General features: G+C 63.4%; 23 protein-coding genes and 1 tRNA gene. 4 read left to right on the plus strand and 20 right to left on the minus strand.

Going from position 1 to position 20598, the window contains the following annotated elements:
• Positions 1-5: 5 nt before the first annotated feature.
• The 6 genes from J3454_RS12940 to J3454_RS12965 form a co-directional block, all read right to left on the minus strand.
• Positions 6-1991 (minus strand): heme lyase CcmF/NrfE family subunit, encoded by a 1986-nt coding sequence (locus tag J3454_RS12940; protein WP_349514187.1) that lies wholly within the window; start codon positions 1989-1991, stop codon positions 6-8.
• Between the two features lie 25 nt (positions 1992-2016).
• Positions 2017-2481 (minus strand): cytochrome c maturation protein CcmE, encoded by a 465-nt coding sequence (gene ccmE, locus J3454_RS12945; protein ID WP_349514188.1) that lies wholly within the window; start codon positions 2479-2481, stop codon positions 2017-2019.
• Between the two features lie 13 nt (positions 2482-2494).
• On the minus strand, positions 2495-2635 hold the full coding sequence (locus tag J3454_RS12950) for a hypothetical protein (protein ID WP_349514189.1): 141 nt from the start codon (positions 2633-2635) through the stop codon (positions 2495-2497).
• On the minus strand, positions 2635-3393 hold the full coding sequence (gene ccmC, locus J3454_RS12955) for a heme ABC transporter permease CcmC (protein ID WP_349514190.1): 759 nt from the start codon (positions 3391-3393) through the stop codon (positions 2635-2637). Before ccmC ends, J3454_RS12950 begins: the two co-directional genes overlap by 1 nt.
• A gap of 102 nt (positions 3394-3495) precedes the next feature.
• Positions 3496-4563 carry a Leu/Phe/Val dehydrogenase gene (locus J3454_RS12960; protein ID WP_349514191.1) on the minus strand — a complete coding sequence of 356 codons (1068 nt, stop codon included), beginning with the start codon at positions 4561-4563 and terminating at the stop codon, positions 3496-3498.
• A gap of 48 nt (positions 4564-4611) precedes the next feature.
• A tRNA-His gene (locus tag J3454_RS12965) sits at positions 4612-4688 on the minus strand.
• A 230-nt stretch (positions 4689-4918) separates the two neighbouring features.
• On the opposite strand from J3454_RS12965, the gene J3454_RS12970 reads away from it, so the two are divergent.
• Positions 4919-5554 (plus strand): prolyl hydroxylase family protein, encoded by a 636-nt coding sequence (locus tag J3454_RS12970; protein WP_349514192.1) that lies wholly within the window; start codon positions 4919-4921, stop codon positions 5552-5554.
• Positions 5554-5871 carry a TraR/DksA family transcriptional regulator gene (locus tag J3454_RS12975; protein ID WP_349514193.1) on the plus strand — a complete coding sequence of 106 codons (318 nt, stop codon included), beginning with the start codon at positions 5554-5556 and terminating at the stop codon, positions 5869-5871. Before J3454_RS12970 ends, J3454_RS12975 begins: the two co-directional genes overlap by 1 nt.
• An 87-nt stretch (positions 5872-5958) precedes the next feature.
• On the opposite strand, the gene rpmE is transcribed toward J3454_RS12975, so the two are convergent.
• The 10 genes from rpmE to pyrH form a co-directional block, all read right to left on the minus strand.
• A complete protein-coding gene (rpmE, locus tag J3454_RS12980; protein WP_296720093.1) occupies positions 5959-6183 on the minus strand; it encodes a 50S ribosomal protein L31 in 225 nt (74 codons plus the stop codon).
• A 113-nt stretch (positions 6184-6296) separates the two neighbouring features.
• Positions 6297-6773, minus strand: coding sequence for a 3-hydroxyacyl-ACP dehydratase FabZ (fabZ, locus tag J3454_RS12985; RefSeq protein WP_349514194.1), 477 nt, complete (start codon positions 6771-6773; stop codon positions 6297-6299).
• A gap of 35 nt (positions 6774-6808) precedes the next feature.
• A complete protein-coding gene (locus J3454_RS12990) occupies positions 6809-7489 on the minus strand; it encodes an OmpH/Skp family outer membrane protein (RefSeq protein WP_349514195.1) in 681 nt (226 codons plus the stop codon).
• Positions 7489-10290, minus strand: coding sequence for an outer membrane protein assembly factor BamA (bamA, locus tag J3454_RS12995; RefSeq protein ID WP_502878598.1), 2802 nt, complete (start codon positions 10288-10290; stop codon positions 7489-7491). The genes J3454_RS12990 and bamA overlap by 1 nt, the downstream gene beginning before the upstream one ends.
• Before the next feature lie 201 nt (positions 10291-10491).
• A complete protein-coding gene (rseP, locus tag J3454_RS13000) occupies positions 10492-11589 on the minus strand; it encodes an RIP metalloprotease RseP (protein ID WP_349514590.1) in 1098 nt (365 codons plus the stop codon).
• A 16-nt stretch (positions 11590-11605) separates the two neighbouring features.
• The gene (gene dxr, locus J3454_RS13005; RefSeq protein WP_349514196.1) at positions 11606-12769 is read right to left on the minus strand and encodes a 1-deoxy-D-xylulose-5-phosphate reductoisomerase; all 1164 of its coding nucleotides are present in this window, start codon (positions 12767-12769) and stop codon (positions 11606-11608) included.
• Between the two features lie 7 nt (positions 12770-12776).
• Complete coding sequence (locus J3454_RS13010; RefSeq protein ID WP_349514197.1) at positions 12777-13544, minus strand: phosphatidate cytidylyltransferase; 768 nt, start codon at positions 13542-13544, stop codon at positions 12777-12779.
• Positions 13531-14172 (minus strand): polyprenyl diphosphate synthase, encoded by a 642-nt coding sequence (gene uppS / locus J3454_RS13015; RefSeq protein ID WP_349514591.1) that lies wholly within the window; start codon positions 14170-14172, stop codon positions 13531-13533. Before uppS ends, J3454_RS13010 begins: the two co-directional genes overlap by 14 nt.
• Before the next feature lie 66 nt (positions 14173-14238).
• Entirely contained in the window at positions 14239-14796 is a 558-nt protein-coding gene (frr, locus tag J3454_RS13020; RefSeq protein ID WP_296720112.1) for a ribosome recycling factor, read from the minus strand.
• 40 nt (positions 14797-14836) lie between these two features.
• Positions 14837-15556: a UMP kinase gene (gene pyrH / locus J3454_RS13025; RefSeq protein ID WP_349514198.1), complete on the minus strand. Its 720-nt coding sequence runs from the start codon at positions 15554-15556 to the stop codon at positions 14837-14839.
• Between the two features lie 108 nt (positions 15557-15664).
• On the opposite strand from pyrH, the gene J3454_RS13030 reads away from it, so the two are divergent.
• Complete coding sequence (locus J3454_RS13030) at positions 15665-16495, plus strand: metallophosphoesterase (RefSeq protein WP_349514199.1); 831 nt, start codon at positions 15665-15667, stop codon at positions 16493-16495.
• 37 nt (positions 16496-16532) lie between these two features.
• Here the strand turns inward: J3454_RS13030 and tsf are convergent, their stop codons facing one another.
• Positions 16533-17459 carry a translation elongation factor Ts gene (gene tsf, locus J3454_RS13035; protein WP_349514200.1) on the minus strand — a complete coding sequence of 309 codons (927 nt, stop codon included), beginning with the start codon at positions 17457-17459 and terminating at the stop codon, positions 16533-16535.
• Positions 17460-17601: 142 nt separating this feature from the next.
• A complete protein-coding gene (rpsB, locus tag J3454_RS13040) occupies positions 17602-18399 on the minus strand; it encodes a 30S ribosomal protein S2 (protein ID WP_349514201.1) in 798 nt (265 codons plus the stop codon).
• A gap of 294 nt (positions 18400-18693) precedes the next feature.
• On the opposite strand from rpsB, the gene J3454_RS13045 reads away from it, so the two are divergent.
• Positions 18694-18957 (plus strand): hypothetical protein, encoded by a 264-nt coding sequence (locus J3454_RS13045; protein ID WP_349514202.1) that lies wholly within the window; start codon positions 18694-18696, stop codon positions 18955-18957.
• Here the strand turns inward: J3454_RS13045 and pssA are convergent.
• Positions 18893-19765 carry a CDP-diacylglycerol--serine O-phosphatidyltransferase gene (gene pssA / locus J3454_RS13050; protein ID WP_349514203.1) on the minus strand — a complete coding sequence of 291 codons (873 nt, stop codon included), beginning with the start codon at positions 19763-19765 and terminating at the stop codon, positions 18893-18895. The two genes, J3454_RS13045 and pssA, sit on opposite strands and share 65 nt — an antisense overlap.
• A gap of 46 nt (positions 19766-19811) precedes the next feature.
• A complete protein-coding gene (locus J3454_RS13055) occupies positions 19812-20564 on the minus strand; it encodes a phosphatidylserine decarboxylase (RefSeq protein ID WP_349514204.1) in 753 nt (250 codons plus the stop codon).
• Positions 20565-20598: the final 34 nt, after the last annotated feature.

The following is a 20598-nucleotide window of genomic DNA, read 5'->3' on the forward strand; positions in this document are numbered from 1 at the left end:
GCCGATTACTCTGCCGGAACCGGCGCAGCAGCGTCGAGCGCCTCGATGTCGGCGCGGCGCGCGTCGCCCATGTCTGCGGCCTTGCGTCGCTTCACATCCACCCGCACCCGGCCCACAATTGCCAGCACGCCGCCGAATGCGATCAGCAACCCGCCATACCAGATGAAGGTGACGAACGGCTTCCACCATACGCGGATCTGCCAACGCCCGTCTTCGGCCTGATTGCCGATCACGGCGTAAAGCTGCCCGTCCCAGCGGGTCAGCAGCGCGCTTTCGCTGGTGGCCTGTGCGGGCGACCAGAAATTGCGCGCCTGCGGGCTAAGGATCACAGGTTCGGCCCCATCGCGGCTCACGGCAATGCGTGCTTCGATGGCGGTCCAGTTCGGCCCCGCGACCGGCGTCACGCTTTCGAGTTTGACGGCGAAATCGCCGACCTGCTCGGTGCCTCCGGGCGCGATGGCAGCGAGCCGTTCCTGCGTGAAGGCGCCTTCGCACGCCATGCCGAACAGCGACACCGCCACGCCGAAATGCGCCAGCACCATGCCATAGGTGGCCACTGGCACGCGGCTCAGCTTGCGCCCGCGCAAGGGCAGGAGCGCGCCGACCCCCAGAGCCAACGCAAGGCCGAGACCCAGCACCGGCAGGAAGGGATAATCGCCGAGGATCGTCACCAGTGAAATCACTGCGATCAGCACGGCGGCGACCAGCGCAACTTCGAACTGAATTCGCGCTGGCTTGTCTTCCTTCCAGCGCAGCAGCGGGCCAACCGCCATGACGAGGAACATCGGCACCGCAAAAATCGCGGAGGCCGGGTTGAAATAGGGCGGGCCGACCGAAACACGCACGTCGAACGCCTCAGTCAGCAGCGGATAGAGCGTTCCGAGCAAGACGATTGCGAGGATCGCCGAAAGCATCACATTGTTGAACACCAACGCGCCTTCGCGGCTGGTGGCGGAAAACCGCTTGCCTTCGGACACAGCGCCCGCGCGCAGGGCGAAGATGGTGAAGGCCCCGCCGATGTACAGCAACAGCAACGCAAGGATGAAGCTGCCGCGTTCCGGATCGACCGCGAAGGCATGAACGCTGGTCAGCACGCCCGAACGCACCAGGAACGTGCCGAGCATCGACATCGAAAATGCCAGCACGCCGAGCATGATCGTCCACGTCCGCAGCGCGTCGCGCGCGGCCAGCACGCTGACCGAATGCATCAGCGCGGTCGCAGCCAGCCACGGCATGAAGGAGGCGTTCTCGACCGGGTCCCAAAACCACCAGCCGCCCCAGCCAAGCTCGTAATAGGCCCAATAGGAACCGGCGGTAATGCCGAAGGTCAGCAGCACCCACGCGCCCAGCACCCACGGGCGCAGCACCCGCGCAAAAGATGGATTAACCTGATTGGTCAGCAGCGCGCCCATCGCAAGACTGAAGGCGACCGAAAGGCCTACATAACCCGCATAAAGCGTCGGCGGATGGATCGCGAGTCCAATGTCCTGCAGCAGCGGGTTCAGCCCGACACCTTCAACCGCCGGCACCGGCAGGCGTTCGAACGGGTTGGAGGACAACAGCAGGAAGGCATAGAAGCCCAGCCCCACAAACCCCTGCACCGCGAGCGTTGCGCCCATGGTGCGTTCGGGCAAGCGGCGCTCGAACGCGGCGAGCAGACCGCCGGACAGCGCCAGCACCCCCACCCACAGCAACATCGAGCCTTCGTGATTGCCCCATGTGCCGGTCAGCTTGTAAGTCATCGGCTTCATCGAATGCGAATTGGTTGCGACCAGCTTGATCGAAAGATCGGTTATAGCGAACGCCCACAGCAACATCATGAACGCCAGCACGGCAAGACCGGCCTGGATCACGGCGGCAGGCCGCGCATAAATCGCCAGCGGATTGGGCACACCTTCCGCGCCCTTCAACGCAAACGCGCCGGAGACCATCTGCAATGCCGCCAGCGCGGCAGCGAGCCACAGGGCGGCGAGTCCGATTTCGGCGATCATTGCTTGGCCCCTTGCGCGGATTGAATCACGGCTTCAAACCCATGGTGGTATCGGCGGCAACCTTTGCCGCCTGCGCACTGCCCATGCCTTCAAGTTCGCGGGGTACGTAGTTCTCGTCATGCTTGGCGAGCAGGTTGGTGGCCAGAAACACACCGTCCTTACCAAGGCTGCCTTCGGCGACCACGCCAGAACCTTCGACGAACAGATCGGGAAGGATCCCGGTGTAGCGCACCGGCACCGCATCATCGCTGTTGCCGGTGACCATGAAGTTGACCGTGATTCCGTCGGCTTCGGTAACGATCGAGCCGGGGCGCACCATTCCGCCCAGCCGCACCGCCTGTCCCACGTCAGGAGGCGTTGCGGCCATCTGCTCGGGAAGGTAGAAATAATTCGCCTGATTGCGTAAGGCCCATGTCGCCAGCAGGCCCGCCGCAACAATCGCCAGCACGGCGATCACCACGAGCACGAGACGTTGATGCTTGGCCTTCATTGCATTTCCTCGTTCAGCGCCGCCGCGTGGCATCGCGCCGCGCTTCGGCCCGGCGCATCGCGCGCCACGCCCAGATAGTGAGAGCCGCGAGCGCGGCAATCCCCACCCCAAAGGCGAGAGCCACGAAATCCCACTGGGCAAGTCCCTCACGCATCAGGCGCGCTCCATGTCCGCAGTGACTGCCACCGGCGCATCATCGTCCAGCGCCCGGCGTCGCAACCGCGCCTCGACCTGACTTTCGGCGATCAGCGCACGCATCCGCATCAGCACAATCGCACCGAACAACAGCGCAAGGCCCAGAAACGCAATCAGTAGCGGCCAGAGATAGACCGCATCAATCGCGCTTTTGCCCATCGTGATGCTGGGCGGCTGGTGCAGCGAGTTCCACCACACCACCGAACGGTTGATAATCGGCACGTTGATCGCCCCGACCAACCCGAAGATCGCCGCAATTTTCGACGATCCGCCCTCGCGGCTGGCGGCCTGCGTCAGCGCGATGTATCCCGCATAAAGGAACAGCAGCACCAGCATGCTGGTGAGCCTACCGTCCCATTCCCACCATGTCCCCCAGGTCGGGCGGCCCCAGATCGAGCCTGTGGCAAGGCAAATCGCGCAGAACACCATCCCCGGCACTGCAATCGCTCGCGCAGCGAGCGCAGCCAGTGGGTGCTTCCAGATCAGCAACATGGCGCTGGAAATCGCGATTCCGGCCCAGCCGCCCATCCCCAGCCAGGCGGCAGGAACATGAATGAACAGGATGCGCACCGTCTCGCCCATCAGCCGGTCGGGCGGAACCACGAACAGTCCCCACGCCGTCGCGCCGAGCGACAGCACCAGCCCGCTCCACAGGCACAGCGGCATGAGCCACTTCGCAAGGGCGAGGAATCGGGTGGGGTTGGCGTAAATGTGCATAAGCTTTTGCGTCCCGCGGGCTTGTAGCCTTACACCCGGCGGGGACAAGACTGCAATTCATGCAAGGGCCAAATCGTTCCCCCCCGCCGCGTTCCGCAAGTCTTATCCGCGTCCGATCAGTTCCTGCGCCATACGGTCGGCAACCACATCGGACGAATCCCCGCTGGCGTCGCTTTCTCGCCAGATCGCGTTGAGCCGGCCCGGAATCTGCGCAAGACGCTTCCTGACCTCATTGATATCGGCGGCTACGCCGTCGCGGCGGGCGAGGTACTCGGTGGCAACCGAGATGATTCCGCCCGCGTTGATCACATAGTCGGGTGCATAAAGAATGCCGCGGCCCGCCAGCAGCGCACCGTGTTCTGCCTTGGCGAGCTGATTGTTCGCTCCCCCTGCGACAATCGCGCAATCGAGCCGGGCGATACCGTCCTCGTCAAGGATCGCACCGAGAGCGTTGGGGCTGAACACATCACATCCAACCGACATGATCGCATCGGACGCAACCACATTCGCGCCCAGTTCGCCCGCCAGATCGGCCGCGCGTGTCGCGTGGATGTCCGCCAGAGTCAGCTTCGCGCCGTCCTTCGCCAGCAGCCGGGCAACTCCGCCACCGACGCTGCCGGTGCCCTGCACCGCCACATGCACACCCGCGAGGCTATCGCGACCCAGCTTGTGCTGCACCGCCGCCTTTATGCCGTGATAGATGCCCATCGCCGTGAAGGGGCCGGGATCGCCGCCCGCGCTGCCTTCACCCGCCACGGGCAGGCCCGAGACATATTTGGTACGCTGCGAGACAGCGACCATGTCAGCCTCGGTGATGCCAACATCCTCGGCAGTAATGTAACGGCCGCCCAATGCATCGACCGCATCGCCGAACGCGGCGAGTATCGCAGGCGTCTTGGCGGCATCGGCGCCGGCAAGGATTACCGCCTTGCCGCCGCCCATCGGCAGGCCAGCCATGGCGTTCTTGTAGCTCATCCCGCGCGACAGCCGCAGCGCATCGCGCATCGCTCCTGCAGGATCGGCATAATGCCAGAACCGCGTGCCGCCCGCCGCCGGGCCGAGATGAGTGGAATGGATCGCGATGATCGCCGTCAGGCCGCTCGCCCGGTGATGCACCAGCTGCACGCATTCGTGCGCGTCGAAATCGGGCTCGGCCCAGAAAGCGGTCATCAATCGTCCCCGTTTCCGGCGCGGGGAGACATGGCTGGGGAAGGATGATGGGGCGACCGAGGGGGCTCGAACCCCCGACCTCCGGTACCACAAACCGGCGCTCTAACCAACTGAGCTACGATCGCCACACGCCCCTGCCCGAAACAACCCATCCGGTCGCTGCCAAGCCCGCGCAAGGCGCGCGGTTTACGCATGGCACGCGCCCGGTCAAGTGCATCATGGGCGGGCCAGCGCCTCTTGCACAAAGGCCTGTGGATGGGAAGCGAAAACTGCTTTGTGGCGCGTCACGCGCAAGATTGTTACGCGCGCCGTGAAATGATTGCGAAGGCGGCGGGGAAAACTAATCTGCCGCTCCATGACTTTGACCAGCGAATCCATCGCCGCCCGACTCAGCACCCACGCCGGGCTGCAACGAATGCCCACGCCGAAGGCAGAATTGTTCCAGCAGCGCGGGTTCTGTGCGCCTGATCTTGCCGCCAAACTGGTCGCGATGATCGAACAGGATCGCCGCCCCTCGACCATCGCCGACGACAATGGCGATGCCTATTTCCGCACCAGCGAGACCTGCGACCTTGATGCCGACCTTGCGCCAGTCGCCCAAATTGAAGCGCTGCTGACGGCGCTGTGCGGCATCGATCCGGATTTCGGCGAACCGCTGCAGGGCCAGCGCTATGCGCAAGGTCAGGAGTTCAAGCCGCACACCGATTACTTCACGCCTGGCGGACGTGATTACCAGACGTTCTGCGCACTGTCGGGCAATCGCACATGGACTTTCATGATCTATCTCAATGAAGTCGCCGCGGGCGGTGCTACGCGCTTCAAGATGCTCGACAAGACCTTCCATCCCGAGGTGGGCAAGTTGCTGTGCTGGAACAATCGCCTGGCTGACGGCGGCGTCAATCCGGCCACGCTCCACCACGGGATGAAGGTGCGCAAGGGCGTCAAATACGTGATTACCAAGTGGTATCGCGAAAAACCATGGAGGGGCTGATGAACGATTATTCCGATATCGCGCAGGATTTGAAGGCGCGGCTCGCCGACATTGTCGAACGCACGCGGGGGATCGAGGACGACCTGCGCCACCCGCTCGACGATGACCTTGAGGAACAGGCGATCGACCTGGCCGACGACGAATCGCTTGAAGGCGTCGACACCGTGCTGCTCGCCGAAGCGCGGCAAATTCGCCTTGCTCTCGCCCGGATCGAGGCCGGCACCTACGGCTCCTGCGCCAACTGCGGCGAGCAAATTGCGCCAGAACGGCTCAAGGCCCGCCCGATCGCCACCCGCTGTATCAAGTGCGCGGCGTGAAGACTGGCTGACGGGAAACGAAAAAGGCGACCCCGTCAGGCCGCCCTCCTCGTTGCAGCCTTGCGGCTGCGCAGCTTGTGAGGTCGCTTACTTCTTGAGCGAGAGACCGCCGAAACGCTTGTTGAAAGCGGCCACGCGGCCACCTTCGGACACCTGCTGACGGCCGCCGGTCCAGGCGGGGTGGCTCAGCGGATCGATGTCGAGCGCGAGCACGTCGCCTTCCTTGCCCCAAGTCGACCGGGTCTGGAATTCGGTACCATCGGTCATCTTGACCGTGATCAGGTGGTATTCGGGGTGACCTTCGGCCTTCATGACGTATTCCTTTGCAGCGTGGCGCCGGTTCCGACCGGCACAGCTATGAATGGGAAGCGGGCGCCTTAGTGGGGAACGCGGACCAATGCAACCTTAGATAACGAGGTCCGCCTTCAGGCAGGAGGATCGGTCATCATCGCGGTGAACTCGACCTCACAAGTGGTCTTGCCCTCGACGCTGGCGACACCTTTGAACTTGTAGACCCGGCTACGCTTTTGCGTGAACTCCACGTGCAGGTCGAGCAGACAGCCTGGGGTCACCGGAGCGCGGAACTTGGCATTCTCGATACCCATAAAGATCACCAGCTTGCCCGTCCCGGCCAGCTCCATCGTCTCGATCCCGAGGATGCCAGCGGCCTGCGCCAGCGCCTCGATCTGGAGCACGCCGGGCATGATCGGAGCACCGGGGAAGTGGCCCTGAAAGAACTGCTCGTTCATGGTCACGGCCTTGACCGCGTGAATGCGCTCACCCAGCGTGATCGAACGCACGCGGTCGACCAGCAACAGCGGATAGCGATGCGGCAGGGCCTGCAGGATCTTGCCGATATTGTAATCGACCACATCCGGGGCCGTGCCACTCACTTCGCTCATCGTCTGGTCCTCGTCCGCGTCCGCTTTTACCGATTTCAGCGGCCTGCCGGCGCCTGCTGATTGCCCTGCTGCTGCTGCTGGCGCTGCTGGATCATCTGCGCCGTCATCAGACGCTGCTGGATGTCCTGATACAGCTGCACCGCTTCGCGGCTCGGCTGCCAGTTCGCCGGCGGCACAATGCCGACATTCGGAACCTTGGCATTCAGCGAATTGGTCACTTGCTGGGTAACATCGGCCTCAGGCGCGGCAAACAGCAGCGAGCTGGGGTCGACCACAAGATTGATCTGCTGCTGGGTGGTCACCTCTTGCAAGGCAGCACCATACTGCGCGATGATCTGCTCGACAGCATAGACCCGCGCGGCGTCGATCTGGTTGCTGAGCTGCTGGATTTCAGCCTCGAGCGTCTGCAGCTTAGTGAAATCGGGCGTATTCTGCTTTGCCGCGAGTTCGGCATCATCGACCTGCTTGTCAGCATTGGTATCGAAGGTCAGGAGCAGGGTCTGACGTTCCTGTGCCTTGGTGCGGCGCAGTTCGTTCTGCTGGGCATAGGTGGTGTTGACCTGCTCGTATGCGGTCTGGAACGCGGTGGTGCCGATCACTGTGCGCGAAATATCGACGGTGGCAATGCGGCCTTCGACCTGAGCCTGCGCCGGAAGCGCCGCCAGAGCGCACAGCGCGACACTGGCCGGGGCGAGAAGTCTGGAGAAGATAGTCATCAGAATTGGGTTCCTACGTTGAATGTGAAAGTTCGCTCGTCATCACCCTCAACCTTGCGGATGATCTGGGCGAAATCGATGCGGAAGGGGCCGAATGGCGAGTTCCAGTTGACCCCGATCCCGGCGGTGATGCGCGGGCTCGGCGAATTTCCTAGGAAGAATTCGCGCCGGTTGGTGTTCGGGAAGATCTGAGCCAGATTGGGGTCACCGTTGACATCGAACTCGGCCGTAGTCTGCACGGTCGTCGGCCGCCCCGTTTCGGGGTTCAGGATAGGCTGACCGTCAGGGCCGATCCCGGTGATGTAGAGCGGATTGCCGTTGGCATCGACAACAGGAATGCCTGCCGTATTGTCGAACAATAGCGGCGTTTCGACCCCCCAAAGCGCGCCGATATCGGCCCATATCGAGGGCCTGAGACCGAGTTCACGCGCCCCAGTGCCGAGCGGAATTTCCAGCTCTGCCCGGCCGAGGTAATAATTGCGCCCGCCGATCGCATCGTCGCGGGTCTGCTGCCGCGCCAAGTTGTAAGTCGGGTTGCCGTTCTCGTCGAGAATTGGGCGGTTGTTTTCGTCAAGCAGCGAAAAACGGGTCAGCACGCGCGGGCCGACGCCGCGAATGGCAAAGCCGCGGAATTGCGGTTCACCGAGGAAGAAGCGATCGGTCAGCAGGATGTCGTCGACTCCGGCACCGGGGCGTTCCTGCAGCGGGATGATCGTGCCGCCCTCGGCCAGGATCGAGAAGATGAAACCGCTATTGCCGACGTTCCAGAACTGCTGCCCGCGCCCGCGGAAGCGCACATAGCGGACATCGCCGCCGAGCCCCGCGAATTCGGCCGACAACGACACTGTCTTGCCGCGAGTCGGACGGATGCGCGAGTTCAACGAATTGTAGTTCAGGCTGAGCCCGAGGATCGAACTCAACCGCGTGCCTAACGCATCGCACAGGAAACGCCCCGCGCGCTGCGGGTCGCATTCGCGCACCCCGTCGCCGTCGATGTCCGAGAAGAACTGGTTCTCGTCGAGCGTCACGTCCTCGTAGTTGAGCGTATAGCTGCCGATCAGCGACATATACTCGGTCAGCGGCACGCCGGCACGCATCGAGAAGCCGGTTGTGGATTGCCGGAAGGTGGTGTTGCGATCGCGATTGGTGAAGTTGAAGCTGTTGAAGTCGCGGCGATAGATATCGACCCCGGCCGAAATGTTGCGATCGAACAGATAGGGTTCGGAAAAGCTCACCTGCGCTGAGCGCGAGAACTGCGAATAGTTGACGCTGAGCCCGACGGTCTGCCCACGCCCGCGGAAGTTGCGCTGACGGATGGAGCCGGCCAGAATGAACTGCTCGATCGAGGAGAACCCGGCCGAGAACTGCAATTCGCCGGTCGGGCGCTCCTCGACATTGGCTTCAAGGACGATCCTGTCGGGCGCGCTGCCTTCGACTTGCGTGACTTCAAAGTTTTCCTGGAAATAGCCCAGCGAATTGATGCGCGCGGTGGTGCGCAGCACGCCGAGCGAATTGAACGCATCGCCCTCAGCGAGACGAAACTCGCGGCGTATCACCTTGTCTTGCGTCAGCGTGTTGCCGTTGATGTCTACCCGCTCGACATAAACGCGCGGCGCCTCGCGCAGGATGAACGTGATGTTCATCGTGAGATCTTCGGGATTGCTCTTGAAGCGCGGCTGCACGTCAGCAAAAGCATAGCCGAAACGGCCCGCCAGTTCAGTCAATTGCTCGACCGTGTCTTCCACCGTCTTGGCATTGTACCAGTCGCCCGTCTGCATCGGCAGGTTGGCGCTCATGGCATCGCTATCGAAGTCGCGTAGCTGACTGTCGACCTTGACTTCGCCGAACTTGTAGCGCTCGCCCTCTTCCACCACGTAGGTGATGATGAAGTCCTGCTGGTCCGGGGTCAGTTCGGCAACGGCGGAAACCACGCGGAAATCGGCGAAGCCTTCGGTCAGGTAGAACTGGCGCAGCTTCTGCTGGTCGAAGGCGAGGCGATCGGGATCGTAGCTGGTGTTCGAACTGAAGAAACTGGTAAGCCGCGCCTGCTTGGTCACCATCTCGCCGCGCAGCTGCCCGTCGGAGAACTCCTCGTTGCCGAGAATGTTGATCTGACGAACCTTGGACTTCGGCCCTTCGCTGATCTCGAACACGATATCGACGCGGTTCTGCGGCAGTTGCACCATCTTGGGCTCTACTCGCGCAGCAAAGCGGCCCTGCCGCTTGTACAGCTCGATGATGCGGGCAACGTCCGCGCGGACCTTGGACCGGGTGAAGATCTGACGCGGCGACAGCTTGATTTCGGGCAGGATCTTGTCGTTCTTGAGCCGTTCGTTGCCTTCCAGCACGATGCGGTTGATCACCGGGTTCTCGGTCACGTTGATAACGACATTGCCGTTCTCGTTGCGGATCGAGAAATTCGCAAACAGTTCGGTCGCGCCGAGGTCCTTCAGCGCCTCGTCAGCGGCGGCCGAGGTATATTCCTGCCCTACCCTCAAGCGAATGTAGCTGAGAATGGTGGTCGGCTCGAGCCGTTCGGCACCGACCACGCTGATGGTGCGGATCGTGTTGCTCTGCGGCGCAACAGCAGGCGCGGACGCAGCTGGCTGCGCGGCTTCCTGGGCCGGCACCTGCGGCTGCGCCTGTGCAAAGGCTGCCCCCGGTATGCCGGCCAGAATCGAGCCGCAACACAGCATCACCGCCAACCGCCCGGTTCGGGACGGATCGGCAGAGAACTGGGTGCGGCGCTGGCCACTCTGGCTTGTGACGGGCCCGCAGCCCATCGCGCTCATTCGGTTCATGCAGCTAAAGTCCCGTTCAACCCGTGTGTCACTCGCCCCCGCGACTTCGGGCGCTTCTGTTGGATGCCGCACGCAGCAACCCAGCCCTCACCGGCCAAGCCTCTGCCCGATGTGCCCCGTGCAATCAAGCCGCGAGGCTGTGCATTGCGCACAGCGCCGCCGGCTTTCCACGGCAAACCGACCACCTGCATTCCTGCCGCGTCAGCTGCCGAACAGCGGGAGCGAGAAAAGGTCATTCACCGTCACCACCACCATCAGCGTCAGCACCAGCGCGATTCCGGTGCGGTAGGCCCATTCGGTCGCCCGCGGCCCCACCGGCTTCCGGCGGATAGCCTCGGCCGCGTAGAACATCAGGTGCCCGCCATCGAGCGCGGGGATTGGCAAGAAGTTGATGAATGCCAAATTAAGCGAGATCAGCGCGGCAAAATTGATGAAGGCCACCACCCCAAGGCTCATCTGTTCGCCCGAATATTTCGCGATCTTGAGCGGGCCGCCCAACTCCTTGAACGAACGGTCGCCGACCACGATCTGCTTGATGCCGGTGACCATCATGCCCATCATGTCCCAGCTCTGCTTCGCCGCCAGCGGCACCGCTTCGACCACGCTAACCTGTTCGAACACATAGCGGCCACCTGCCGCAGCCACACCGATCTGGCCGATAGCACTTTCATTGCCGAAGCTGTCGGTTTGCACCACGCGCGCGGTCGTGAGCGGATAATCGATACGCTCGCCGGCCCGTTCGACGGTAATCACCATGTCCTTGCCGGGGTGGAGGCCCACTGCAGTTCGCAGCTGGTCGAATTCCGCGATCGGCTCACCGTCGACGGCGATGATGGTGTCGCCGGCGCGAATCCCCGCGTCGCGGGCAACGCTCGCTTCGGCAAAGCCGCCGATCTGGCGCGAATCCTCGACCCCGTCGATGACCGGCTTGCCGAGTACAGCGTAAAACGCCGCGAAAATGGCAATCGCCACCAACAGGTTCGTTACCGGCCCTGCCGCCACGATCAACGCGCGTTTCCATAGCGCCGCGTGCTGGAAACTGCCTTCCTCGCGCGGGGCGTTAGCCTCGGGAACGCTGGCGGGGTTCATGTCGCCCTTGAACTGCACGTAGCCGCCAAGCGGCAGCGCTGAGAGCTTCCAGCGTGTGCCACGCTTGTCAGTGAAACCGGCGATTTCCTTGCCGAAGCCGACCGAGAATGCCTCGGCCTTCACGCCGAAGAAGCGCCCGACGAGCAGGTGGCCGAGTTCGTGCAGGGTGATGAGCGGGCCGAGCAACAGCAGAAAGCCAGCCACGTACATCCAGAACGGAGGGGATTCAAACAAGAGCGGAAGTCTCCACGATTTCGGCAGCGCGGGCACGCGCTTCCCGGTCCAGCGCCAGAACGTCTTCGAGCGTCTGCGGCGCAGCGGCGCTCATCCGATGGAGCGCCTCTTCCACCACTGCGGCAATGCGTGTGAACCTGATCTGACCGGAAAGGAACGCCGCGACCGCGACTTCGTTGGCAGCGTTGAGGATCGCAGGAGCGCCGCCGCCTGCGGCAATCGCCTCGCGCGCCAGCCGGGTCGCCGGGAACAGCGCCTCATTGGTCGGCTCGAACGTCAATTGGCCGATCGCCGCCAAATCGAGCGGCGCGAGAGGGGTTGCCATGCGCTGCGGCCAGGCAAGGCACGAGGCAATCGGCACGCGCATGTCAGATGGGCCGAGCTGCGCCAGCGTCGACCGGTCGCGGAATTCGACCATCGAATGGATCACGCTTTGCGGGTGGACGACAATCGCGAGCCGATCCAGCCCCACCGGGAACAGGTGATAGGCTTCGATATATTCGAGCCCCTTGTTCATCATCGTCGCCGAATCGACGCTGATCTTCGCGCCCATCGACCAGTTGGGATGGGCGACCGCCTCGGCCGGGGTGGCCGCCGCCAACCGCTCGGCGCTCCACGTGCGCAGCGGCCCGCCGCTCGCGGTCAGAGTGATGCGGGAGACATCCTCGATCCGGTTGCCGGCAAGGCACTGGAAGATGGCGTTATGTTCGCTGTCGGTCGGCAGCAGGGTCGCGCCGTGCTTCGACACCGCCTGCATCAGCACCTCGCCCGCCGAGACCAGCGCTTCCTTGTTGGCGAGCGCAATGGTGCCGCCGCGCTCGACCGCGGCCATCACCGGACCAAGCCCGGCGCAGCCGACGATGGCCGCCACGGTCATGTCCACCGGACGCGCTGCCGCCTCGCACAGCGCCTCGCGTCCGCCCGCCGCTTCGATGCCGCTGTTGCCCAAGGCTGCGCGCAATTCGGGCAGGCAGTTCGCATCGCCGACCACCGCCAGCTTCGCACCGAATTCGATCGCCAGCGCAGCGAGTTCGGCGGCGCTGCAATGCGCAGTCAAGGCTTCGACCTGCCATTGATCGGGGTTGCGGCGCACAAGATCGAGCGTGGATGCGCCGATCGATCCGGTGGCGCCGAGCAGTGTAAGCGAGCGGGTCATACTGTCACTATCCCAGCAAAGTGGGCACGACTGCAAACACAAACAGCACAAAGAACACCGCGAGGAACCCGTCGAGCCGGTCGAACAGCCCGCCATGTCCCGGAATCAGCGCACTCGAATCCTTCATCCCCGCCCGCCGCTTCATCCAGCTTTCAAAAAAATCTCCCGCCTGCGCGAGAACGGCAATCAGCCCGCCCGCTGCCAGCGCGAGCGCGACGCTGACGAGGTCGTAGCCGGGTGAGGCCGCTGCCGGGCCGAAATTGGCGAGTTCGTTGCCCAGCGCCACCAGTCCCGCCGCCAGCGCCCCGCCGCCCAACCCCGCCCAGGTTTTCGACGGACTGATGCGCGGTGCAATCTTGGGGCCGCCAATCGCACGCCCGGCGAAATAGGCTCCGGCATCGACCGCGATGATCGGCAGGATATAGCCGATCAGCACTTCGACCGGGGCGTATCCCACGCTCTGTCCATCGACCGGCAGGAAACCCGCACCATTGCGCAGCGCCATCATCGCGAGCGCCGCCCCGCCGATGTAGACTACGCCGCCGAAAAACCACAGTACCTCGGTAAGGTTGGATGCTCCGAACCGGCTCACCAACCGATTCCATTCCCACAGGATACCGCACGCCAGCAACGCGACAAATCCGGTCCAGAACCACCCCCCCAGCCACAGCGCCCCGCCTGCGATCACCAGCATGACAATCGCCGAGGCGAGCCGCACCGGCAAATCGGAAACGCCGGCGCGCGGATCACGCACGCGCACCTTACCGCCCGCCATAACGCCGCTCCCTTCGCGCGAAATCATCGAGCGCCTGCGTGAGGTGCGCGGGCTCGAAATCGGGCCACAACGTGTCCACGAACAACATTTCCGCGTAGGCCGATTGCCACAGCAGAAAGTTCGAGAGGCGTATTTCGCCGCTGGTGCGGATCAGCAAATCGAGCGGCGGCAGATCAGCCGTGTCGAGCTGCGCGGCAAGGCTCTCGATCGTCACTTCGCCCGCCGCGGCGGCCTTTGCTGCCGCGCGTGCGATTTCGTGTTGCCCGCCATAATTGAGCGCCACCGCCAGCGTCTGCTGCCCGTTGGCGGTCTGCGCCAGCGCATCTTCCAGCATCGCGACGATATCGGGCGCGAGCGACTGCCAGTCACCGATGATCTTGAGCTTCACGTTGTTGGCGACGAATTCGGGCAGGTCAGATTTGATGAACTTGCGCATCAAGTTCATCAGATCGTCGACCTCGTCTTCCGACCGCTTCCAGTTCTCGGACGAAAAGGCATAAAGCGTCAGGCATTCGAGCCCGGTCGGCTCCAGCGAACGCACCAGCCGCCGCACCGCCTCCACCCCACGCTGATGGCCGACCGCACGCGGCAACCCGCGCTTCTTGGCCCAGCGGCCATTGCCATCCATGATGATGGCGACATGTCTGGCGCGTAATTGGTCCAAGCCTGTTCCTACCGATCCGATCTGTCAGCCTTACTGGGTCAGGATTTCCTGTTCCTTCTTCGCCGCTGCCTCGTCGGTTTCGGCCACGTATTTGTCGGTCAGCTTCTGGACCTCGTCCTCGGACCGCTTGCGGTCGTCCTCGGAGATTTCCTTCTTCTTCTCGTCGGTCTTCAGGCTTTCCATCGCGTCGCGGCGCACGTTGCGGATCGCGATCTTGGCCTTTTCGGCATATTGCCCGGCAAGCTTGGCCAGTTCCTTGCGGCGTTCCTGCGTCAGATCGGGGATCGGCAGCCGCAATGTCTGGCCATCGATGATCGGGTTGAGGCCCAGATTGGCGTGGGCAATGCCTTTTTCCACCGGGGTCATGTTCGACTTGTCCCACACCTGCACGCTCAGCATGCGCGGTTCGGGAGCGGAAACGGTCGCCACCTGGTTGAGCGGCATCATCGCGCCATAAACCTCGACCACCACCGGATCGAGCAGCGTGGTGTTGGCGCGGCCGGTGCGCAGGCCTTGCAGATCGCTCTTGAGCGCATCGACCGCGCCCTTCATCCGGCGCTCGATATCGGCCTTGTCATATTGCGGCATGCTTCGGGCTTCCTTCTTCTTGTCTCAGCTGTCTTGCAAGTCAGTTGTCTTGAACAATGGTCTGCACGCCCTCGCCCGCCAGCACGCGTGCGAGGTTGCCTTTCTCGCGGATCGAGAAGACCACAATCGGGATCTGGTTATCGCGGCACAGCGCCACGGCAGAGGCGTCCATCACCCTCAGATTATCCGCCAGCACCCTGTCATAGGTGACGGCATCGAACCTGATGGCATTGGGATTATACTTCGGGTCGCTATCATAAACCCCATCGACGCTGGTGCCTTTCAGCAGCGCATCGCATTTCATTTCCGCCGCGCGCAGTGCTGCGCCGCTGTCGGTGGTAAAGTAAGGGGCGCCCACGCCGGCGGCGAAGATCACCACGCGGCCCTTTTCCAGATGGCGTTCGGCGCGGCGGCGGATCACCGGTTCGCACACCTTGTCCATTTCAATCGCGGATTGCACACGGGTCTGCACGCCGATCTGTTCGAGCGCGTTCTGCATCGCGAGCGCGTTCATTACCGTCGCCAACATGCCCATGTAATCGGCCTGCGCGCGGTCCATCCCCTGCGCTGCGCCCGCCATCCCGCGAAAAATGTTGCCGCCGCCGATCACCAGACAGATTTCGAGCCCGGTATCCTTGGCAGCCTTCACTTCCTTGGCGAGTTCGGCGACGAAGGCCGGGTCGATCCCGAACTGCTGTCCGCCCATCAGCACTTCGCCCGAAAGTTTGAGCAGCACGCGCTTGATTGTGGGGAGAGACATGTCAGGTTGGCTTTCTAGCGGATCTGGGCTGACGGAAACTGGCTTGCGGGGCCTTTATCGGGGTGGCGCGGTGCTGCCAAGAGGATAGCGGTGAGAATGGGGATGACAATGTTCCGCCGCGCCGGCCTGCTCGCGCTCGTGATGGCCATCGCCGTGGGGGCCAAGGCGTGGAACGACACGATGCGCGCGCCGGTGGTGGAGCGGCTGGTTGTGGAAAGCGATGCGCTACGCTCGGGCGCGCCGCCGTTCACGATTGCGCTGCTCGCCGATATCCACGTGGCCGGTCCGGATATGCCGCCATCGCGGCTCGCCGAAATCGCGGCGCAGGTCAACGCGCTCCAGCCCGATCTGATTGCCATCGCCGGAGACCTCGTCAGCGAAAAGCGAACAGCGACGCAGGTTTATACTGCTGCCGAAGTGGTCGCACCGCTCGGCCTATTGTCAGCGCCGCAGGGCGTTGTGGTGGTGCCCGGCAATCATGACCACTGGTTCGGTTGGGAGACACTGGCGGCAGAACTGGCGCGCTATCCGCAGATCAGAGTGCTGCGCAATCAGGCGGCGCAGCGCGGGCCGGTGGTGATCGGGGGGGTGGATGATGACTTCACTGGCAAGGCCGATCTGTCCGCCACGGTAACGGCGATGGCAGGGCAATCAGGCGTGCGCATCATGCTCACCCATAGTCCCGATATCTTCCCGCAGGTGCCGGTCGATGTCGAGCTGGTGCTGGCGGGGCACACTCATTGCGGGCAGATCGCCTGGCCATGGGGCGGCGCGCCTGCAACGATGTCGGAGTACGGAAATCTGTATGCCTGCGGGGTGACGCGTCAGCACGGCAAGACGCTGGTGACCAGCGCCGGGCTCGGCACCAGCCTGCTACCGGTGCGGATGTTCACGCACCCCGAAATCTGGCTGATAGAAATACGGCCGCCGCAGCGCTGAGCTGGGGCGGCCGTTTTCGTATTCAACTGCAGGAAAATCAGCCGGCGACTGCCGCTGCGACCTCCGCTGCGAAATCGGTTTCTTCCTTCTCGATGCCTTCGCCGAGCTGGAAGCGGGCATAGTCCTTGAGCACGATTGCCGTGCCCGCAGCCTTGCCGGCCTGCGCGACGAGATCGGCGATCACGGTCTTGTTGTCCATCACGAAGATCTGGCTGAGCAGCGCGTTTTCCTTGGCGAACTTCTTGACCGCGCCATCGACCATCTTGGCCTGCACGTCTTCGGGCTTGCCGGTTTCGGCGGCCTTTTCGGCAGCGATCTTGCGCTCGCGCTCGATCACTTCGGCATCGAGACCGTCGGCGTCGAGCGCCATCGGGAAGGCGGCAGCGGCGTGCATCGCAAGCTGCTTGCCCAGCGGTTCGAGCACATCTGCGACCGCTTCGCTTTCCAGACCGATCAGCACGCCGATCTTGCCGAGACCTTCGGCAGCGGCGGTGTGCATGTAGGACACGACCATGCCCTTATCGACCGCAACCGTCTTGATCCGGCGGATCTGCTGGTTTTCGCCGATGGTGGCGACATTGTCGGTCAGCTTGTCGGCAACAGTGCCGCCGCCGGGATAGGCTGCAGCCTTCAGCGCTTCGACATCGTCATTGCCGAGGTCGAGGGCGACTGCCGTGACATTGCGCACGAATTCCTGGAACTTGTCGTTCTTGGCGACGAAGTCGGTCTCAGAATTGACTTCGACCGCGACACCCTTGGTGCCCGATACGGCCACGCCGACCAGACCTTCGGCCGCGGTGCGGCTGGACTTCTTCTGAGCGGTCGCAAGGCCCTTGGCACGCAGCGCGTCAACCGCGGCTTCAATGTCGCCGCCCGCTTCGGTCAGCGCCTTCTTGGCGTCCATCATGCCAGCGCCGGTGCGCTCGCGCAGTTTCTTCACATCGGCGACGGAGAAATCGGCCATGGGAAATTCCTTTCATTCTGTTTCAAGGGCGCCCGGCCCTGCCGCTACCGTTACAGGAGGGCAATGCCGGGCGCGCTATAGAGGGATTGTGACGGGTGGTTGACGCGCGCGCCATAAAAGACGCGCGCTGCCACCCGCTGGATCAGGCGTCCGCAGCTTCGCTTGCGCTGGCTTCCGCAGCCGTTTCTTCGACAGCCGTAGCTTCGACCGGGGGCTCGTCCATCGCGCCGAAATCGCTCGACACGTCGGACTGGAACTTGCCTTTGCCCGCCAGCGCGGCATCGCCGATCGCCTGACAGTAGAGCCGCACCGCACGCGCCGCATCGTCATTGCCCGGAACCGGGAAGGCGATGTGCGACGGATCGACATTGGTATCGAGGATCCCGATCACCGGAATGCCGAGCACGGCGGCTTCCTTGATCGCGAGATCTTCCTTGTTGGCGTCGATCACGAACATCACGTCCGGAATGCCGCCCATGTCGCGGATGCCGCCCAGCGACATTTCCAGCTTTTCACGCTCACGGGTGAGCTGAAGGACTTCCTTCTTGGTGAGGCCGCTGGTGTCGCCCGAAAGCATTTCCTCAAGGCTCTTCAAGCGGCGGATCGAACCCGAAATCGTCTTCCAGTTGGTGAGCATCCCGCCCAGCCACCGGTGGTTGACGAAATGCTGGCCCGAAGCGCGCGCAGCTTCGGCGATCGGCTCCTGCGCCTGACGCTTCGTACCGACGAACAGCACCTTGCCGCCCGAACGCACAGTGGATTCGACGAAATCGAGCGCACGCGCGAACAGCGGCACGGTCTGCGACAGGTCGATGATGTGAACACCGTTGCGCGCACCGAAGATATACGGCTTCATGCGCGGGTTCCAGCGGTGGGTCTGGTGGCCGAAGTGCGCGCCGGCCTCGATCAATTGCTGCATCGTGACGACAGGTGCCGCCATAGGTAATTCCTTTCCGGTTGTTCCTCTGGAAGGCTGGAACCGCGTGTGCGGAGTGTCCCGCAAACGGCACCGGTATGTGCGCCTTCCATGTGAATTTGCTCCGGGGCAGGCCGCATGCCATTCCCGAAGCGAGCGCGCCCTTAGCCCCGTGGGACCACAAAATCCAGCCCCGATTCCGCTTGGCGCACAAAATTTCCGTCGTCCGCGCCGCGAATGCCGCTTGACAGGATGGAACAGGTAGGGAACAAGAGGCGTAGAACAAAGAACGAACGATTGATCGAGAAGGAACCGGCCATGCTTGCTCTTGCCATCAACCTGCTGTTTGCGATTGCCGCCGTGGCTGCGATGCTCAGCTTGGCGGACAGCGCCATGAAGGCGCGCCGGGCCTATGCCATGCTGATGCGCGAACGTGCGCTGATGGGCGCAGGCTTCATGATGCAGGTCGATCCGCGCGAAGTGCGGCTGCGGGCTGCAGCGCGCCATTCGGGCACGGCTATGATGCCACGTCGTTCCTCGATGCTGCGGTCGCAACCAGCTCTTGCGCGCGGCGCCGCTTGATCCGGCCGTATCTGACGAGGCCGTAAGGCATCAGCGCGAGGTAGACGATGCAGATCGTCGCCAGCGTCCACCACGGTTCCAGCAGCAAGGCGGCAAAGGCGACGGCGATGAACGCGATCAGCCACAGCCGGATCGCCTTGCGCGGGCGCAGCGAACCCCAACTCAGCGTTGCCATGTTGGAAATCATGAGCACTGCAATGATGGTCAGCCACAGCGCCATCACCACCGGATTGCGGAAGAACTCCAGCCCGGTCTCGTTCCACAGGTAGAACGGAGTGAACGCCAGCGCCGCCCCTACAGGGGCGGGTACGCCGGTTAGGAAACCGGCGGATTTGTGCGGCTGATCGTCGACATCGATCCGCGCGTTGAAGCGCGCCAGCCGCAGCGCGCAGCAAATTGCGAAGGCCAACGCAGCCAGCCAGCCGAAGCTTGGCCACGCATGCAACGACCACATGTACAGGATCAGCGCTGGCGCCACTCCGAACGAAAGCGAATCCGCAAGACTGTCCAGCTCTGCCCCGAACCGCGACTGGGCGTTGAGCAATCGCGCGACCCTGCCGTCGATCCCGTCGAGCACGCCCGCCAGCACCACCAGAATGACCGCAAACGACCATTCGCCTTCGGTCGCAAACCGGATCCCCGTCAGCCCCGAACACAGCGCCGCCGCAGTGACTGCATTGGGCAACATCGCCCGCAGCGAAAGCCCGCCGCCATCGCGCACTTCGGCCACGTCCTCGTCCTCGGCCGCCTTGGGGCCGAGTCGCGCTGGAAGGAACGATCCGCGCCGCAATTTCGGTGGGCGGCTCATGGTCGCGCCTGCCCGCGCTTCGCTTCGATGGTACGCGTCACCGCAATCACTGTGCAATTCCTTCAATCAATCCGCTATGGCCGACCTCCGCCAGCACAGTCTCACCCGCGATCACCGTCTGGCCAATCATCACCCGCGGATCGGTGCCGGCAGGAAGATAGACATCGACCCGGCTACCGAACCGGATAAGCCCCACGCGCTGCCCCTTGGCGACCATGTCGCCCGGCTTGACGAAAGGCACGATCCGCCGCGCTACCAATCCTGCGATTTGCGTGAAGCCGAGCTTCAGCCCGTCTCCGCGCTCGATCAGGATATGCTGACGCTCGTTTTCGTCGCTCGCCTTGTCGAGTTCGCCGTTCATGAACTTGCCCGGGATGTAGACCACCCGCCGCACCGTCCCGCCCATCGGCGCACGATTGATGTGGACATCGAACACCGTCATGAAGATCGAGACCCGCGTCACCGGCCCGCGCGCGAGCCCTGTATGCCCCGAGCCATCGTCGATCTGCAGTTCGAGCGGAGGCTCGACCTCGGCGATCAGCGTCACCAGCCCATCGGCGGGCGATATGATCGCGGCTTCGGCCTGCGGCACCACCCGTTCGGGATCGCGGAAGAACGCGAATACCCCGACCGACAGCAGCATCAGCGGCCAGCCGATTATCTCCCAATCGAGCGCCAGCAGGAAAAACAGACTGGTAGCCACCGCGATCAGGCCGAATTTTCGACCCTCCGGATGGATCGCGGGCCAGTTCCAGCCCGCATCGCCGCGGCCCTTGTTATCGAGGATTTCGCCTGCCATCGCACCGCTTGTAGGCAGAGCGGCGCGCAGCCGC

Source organism: Erythrobacter sp. NFXS35, from assembly GCF_040148725.1.
GTDB lineage: Bacteria > Pseudomonadota > Alphaproteobacteria > Sphingomonadales > Sphingomonadaceae > Erythrobacter.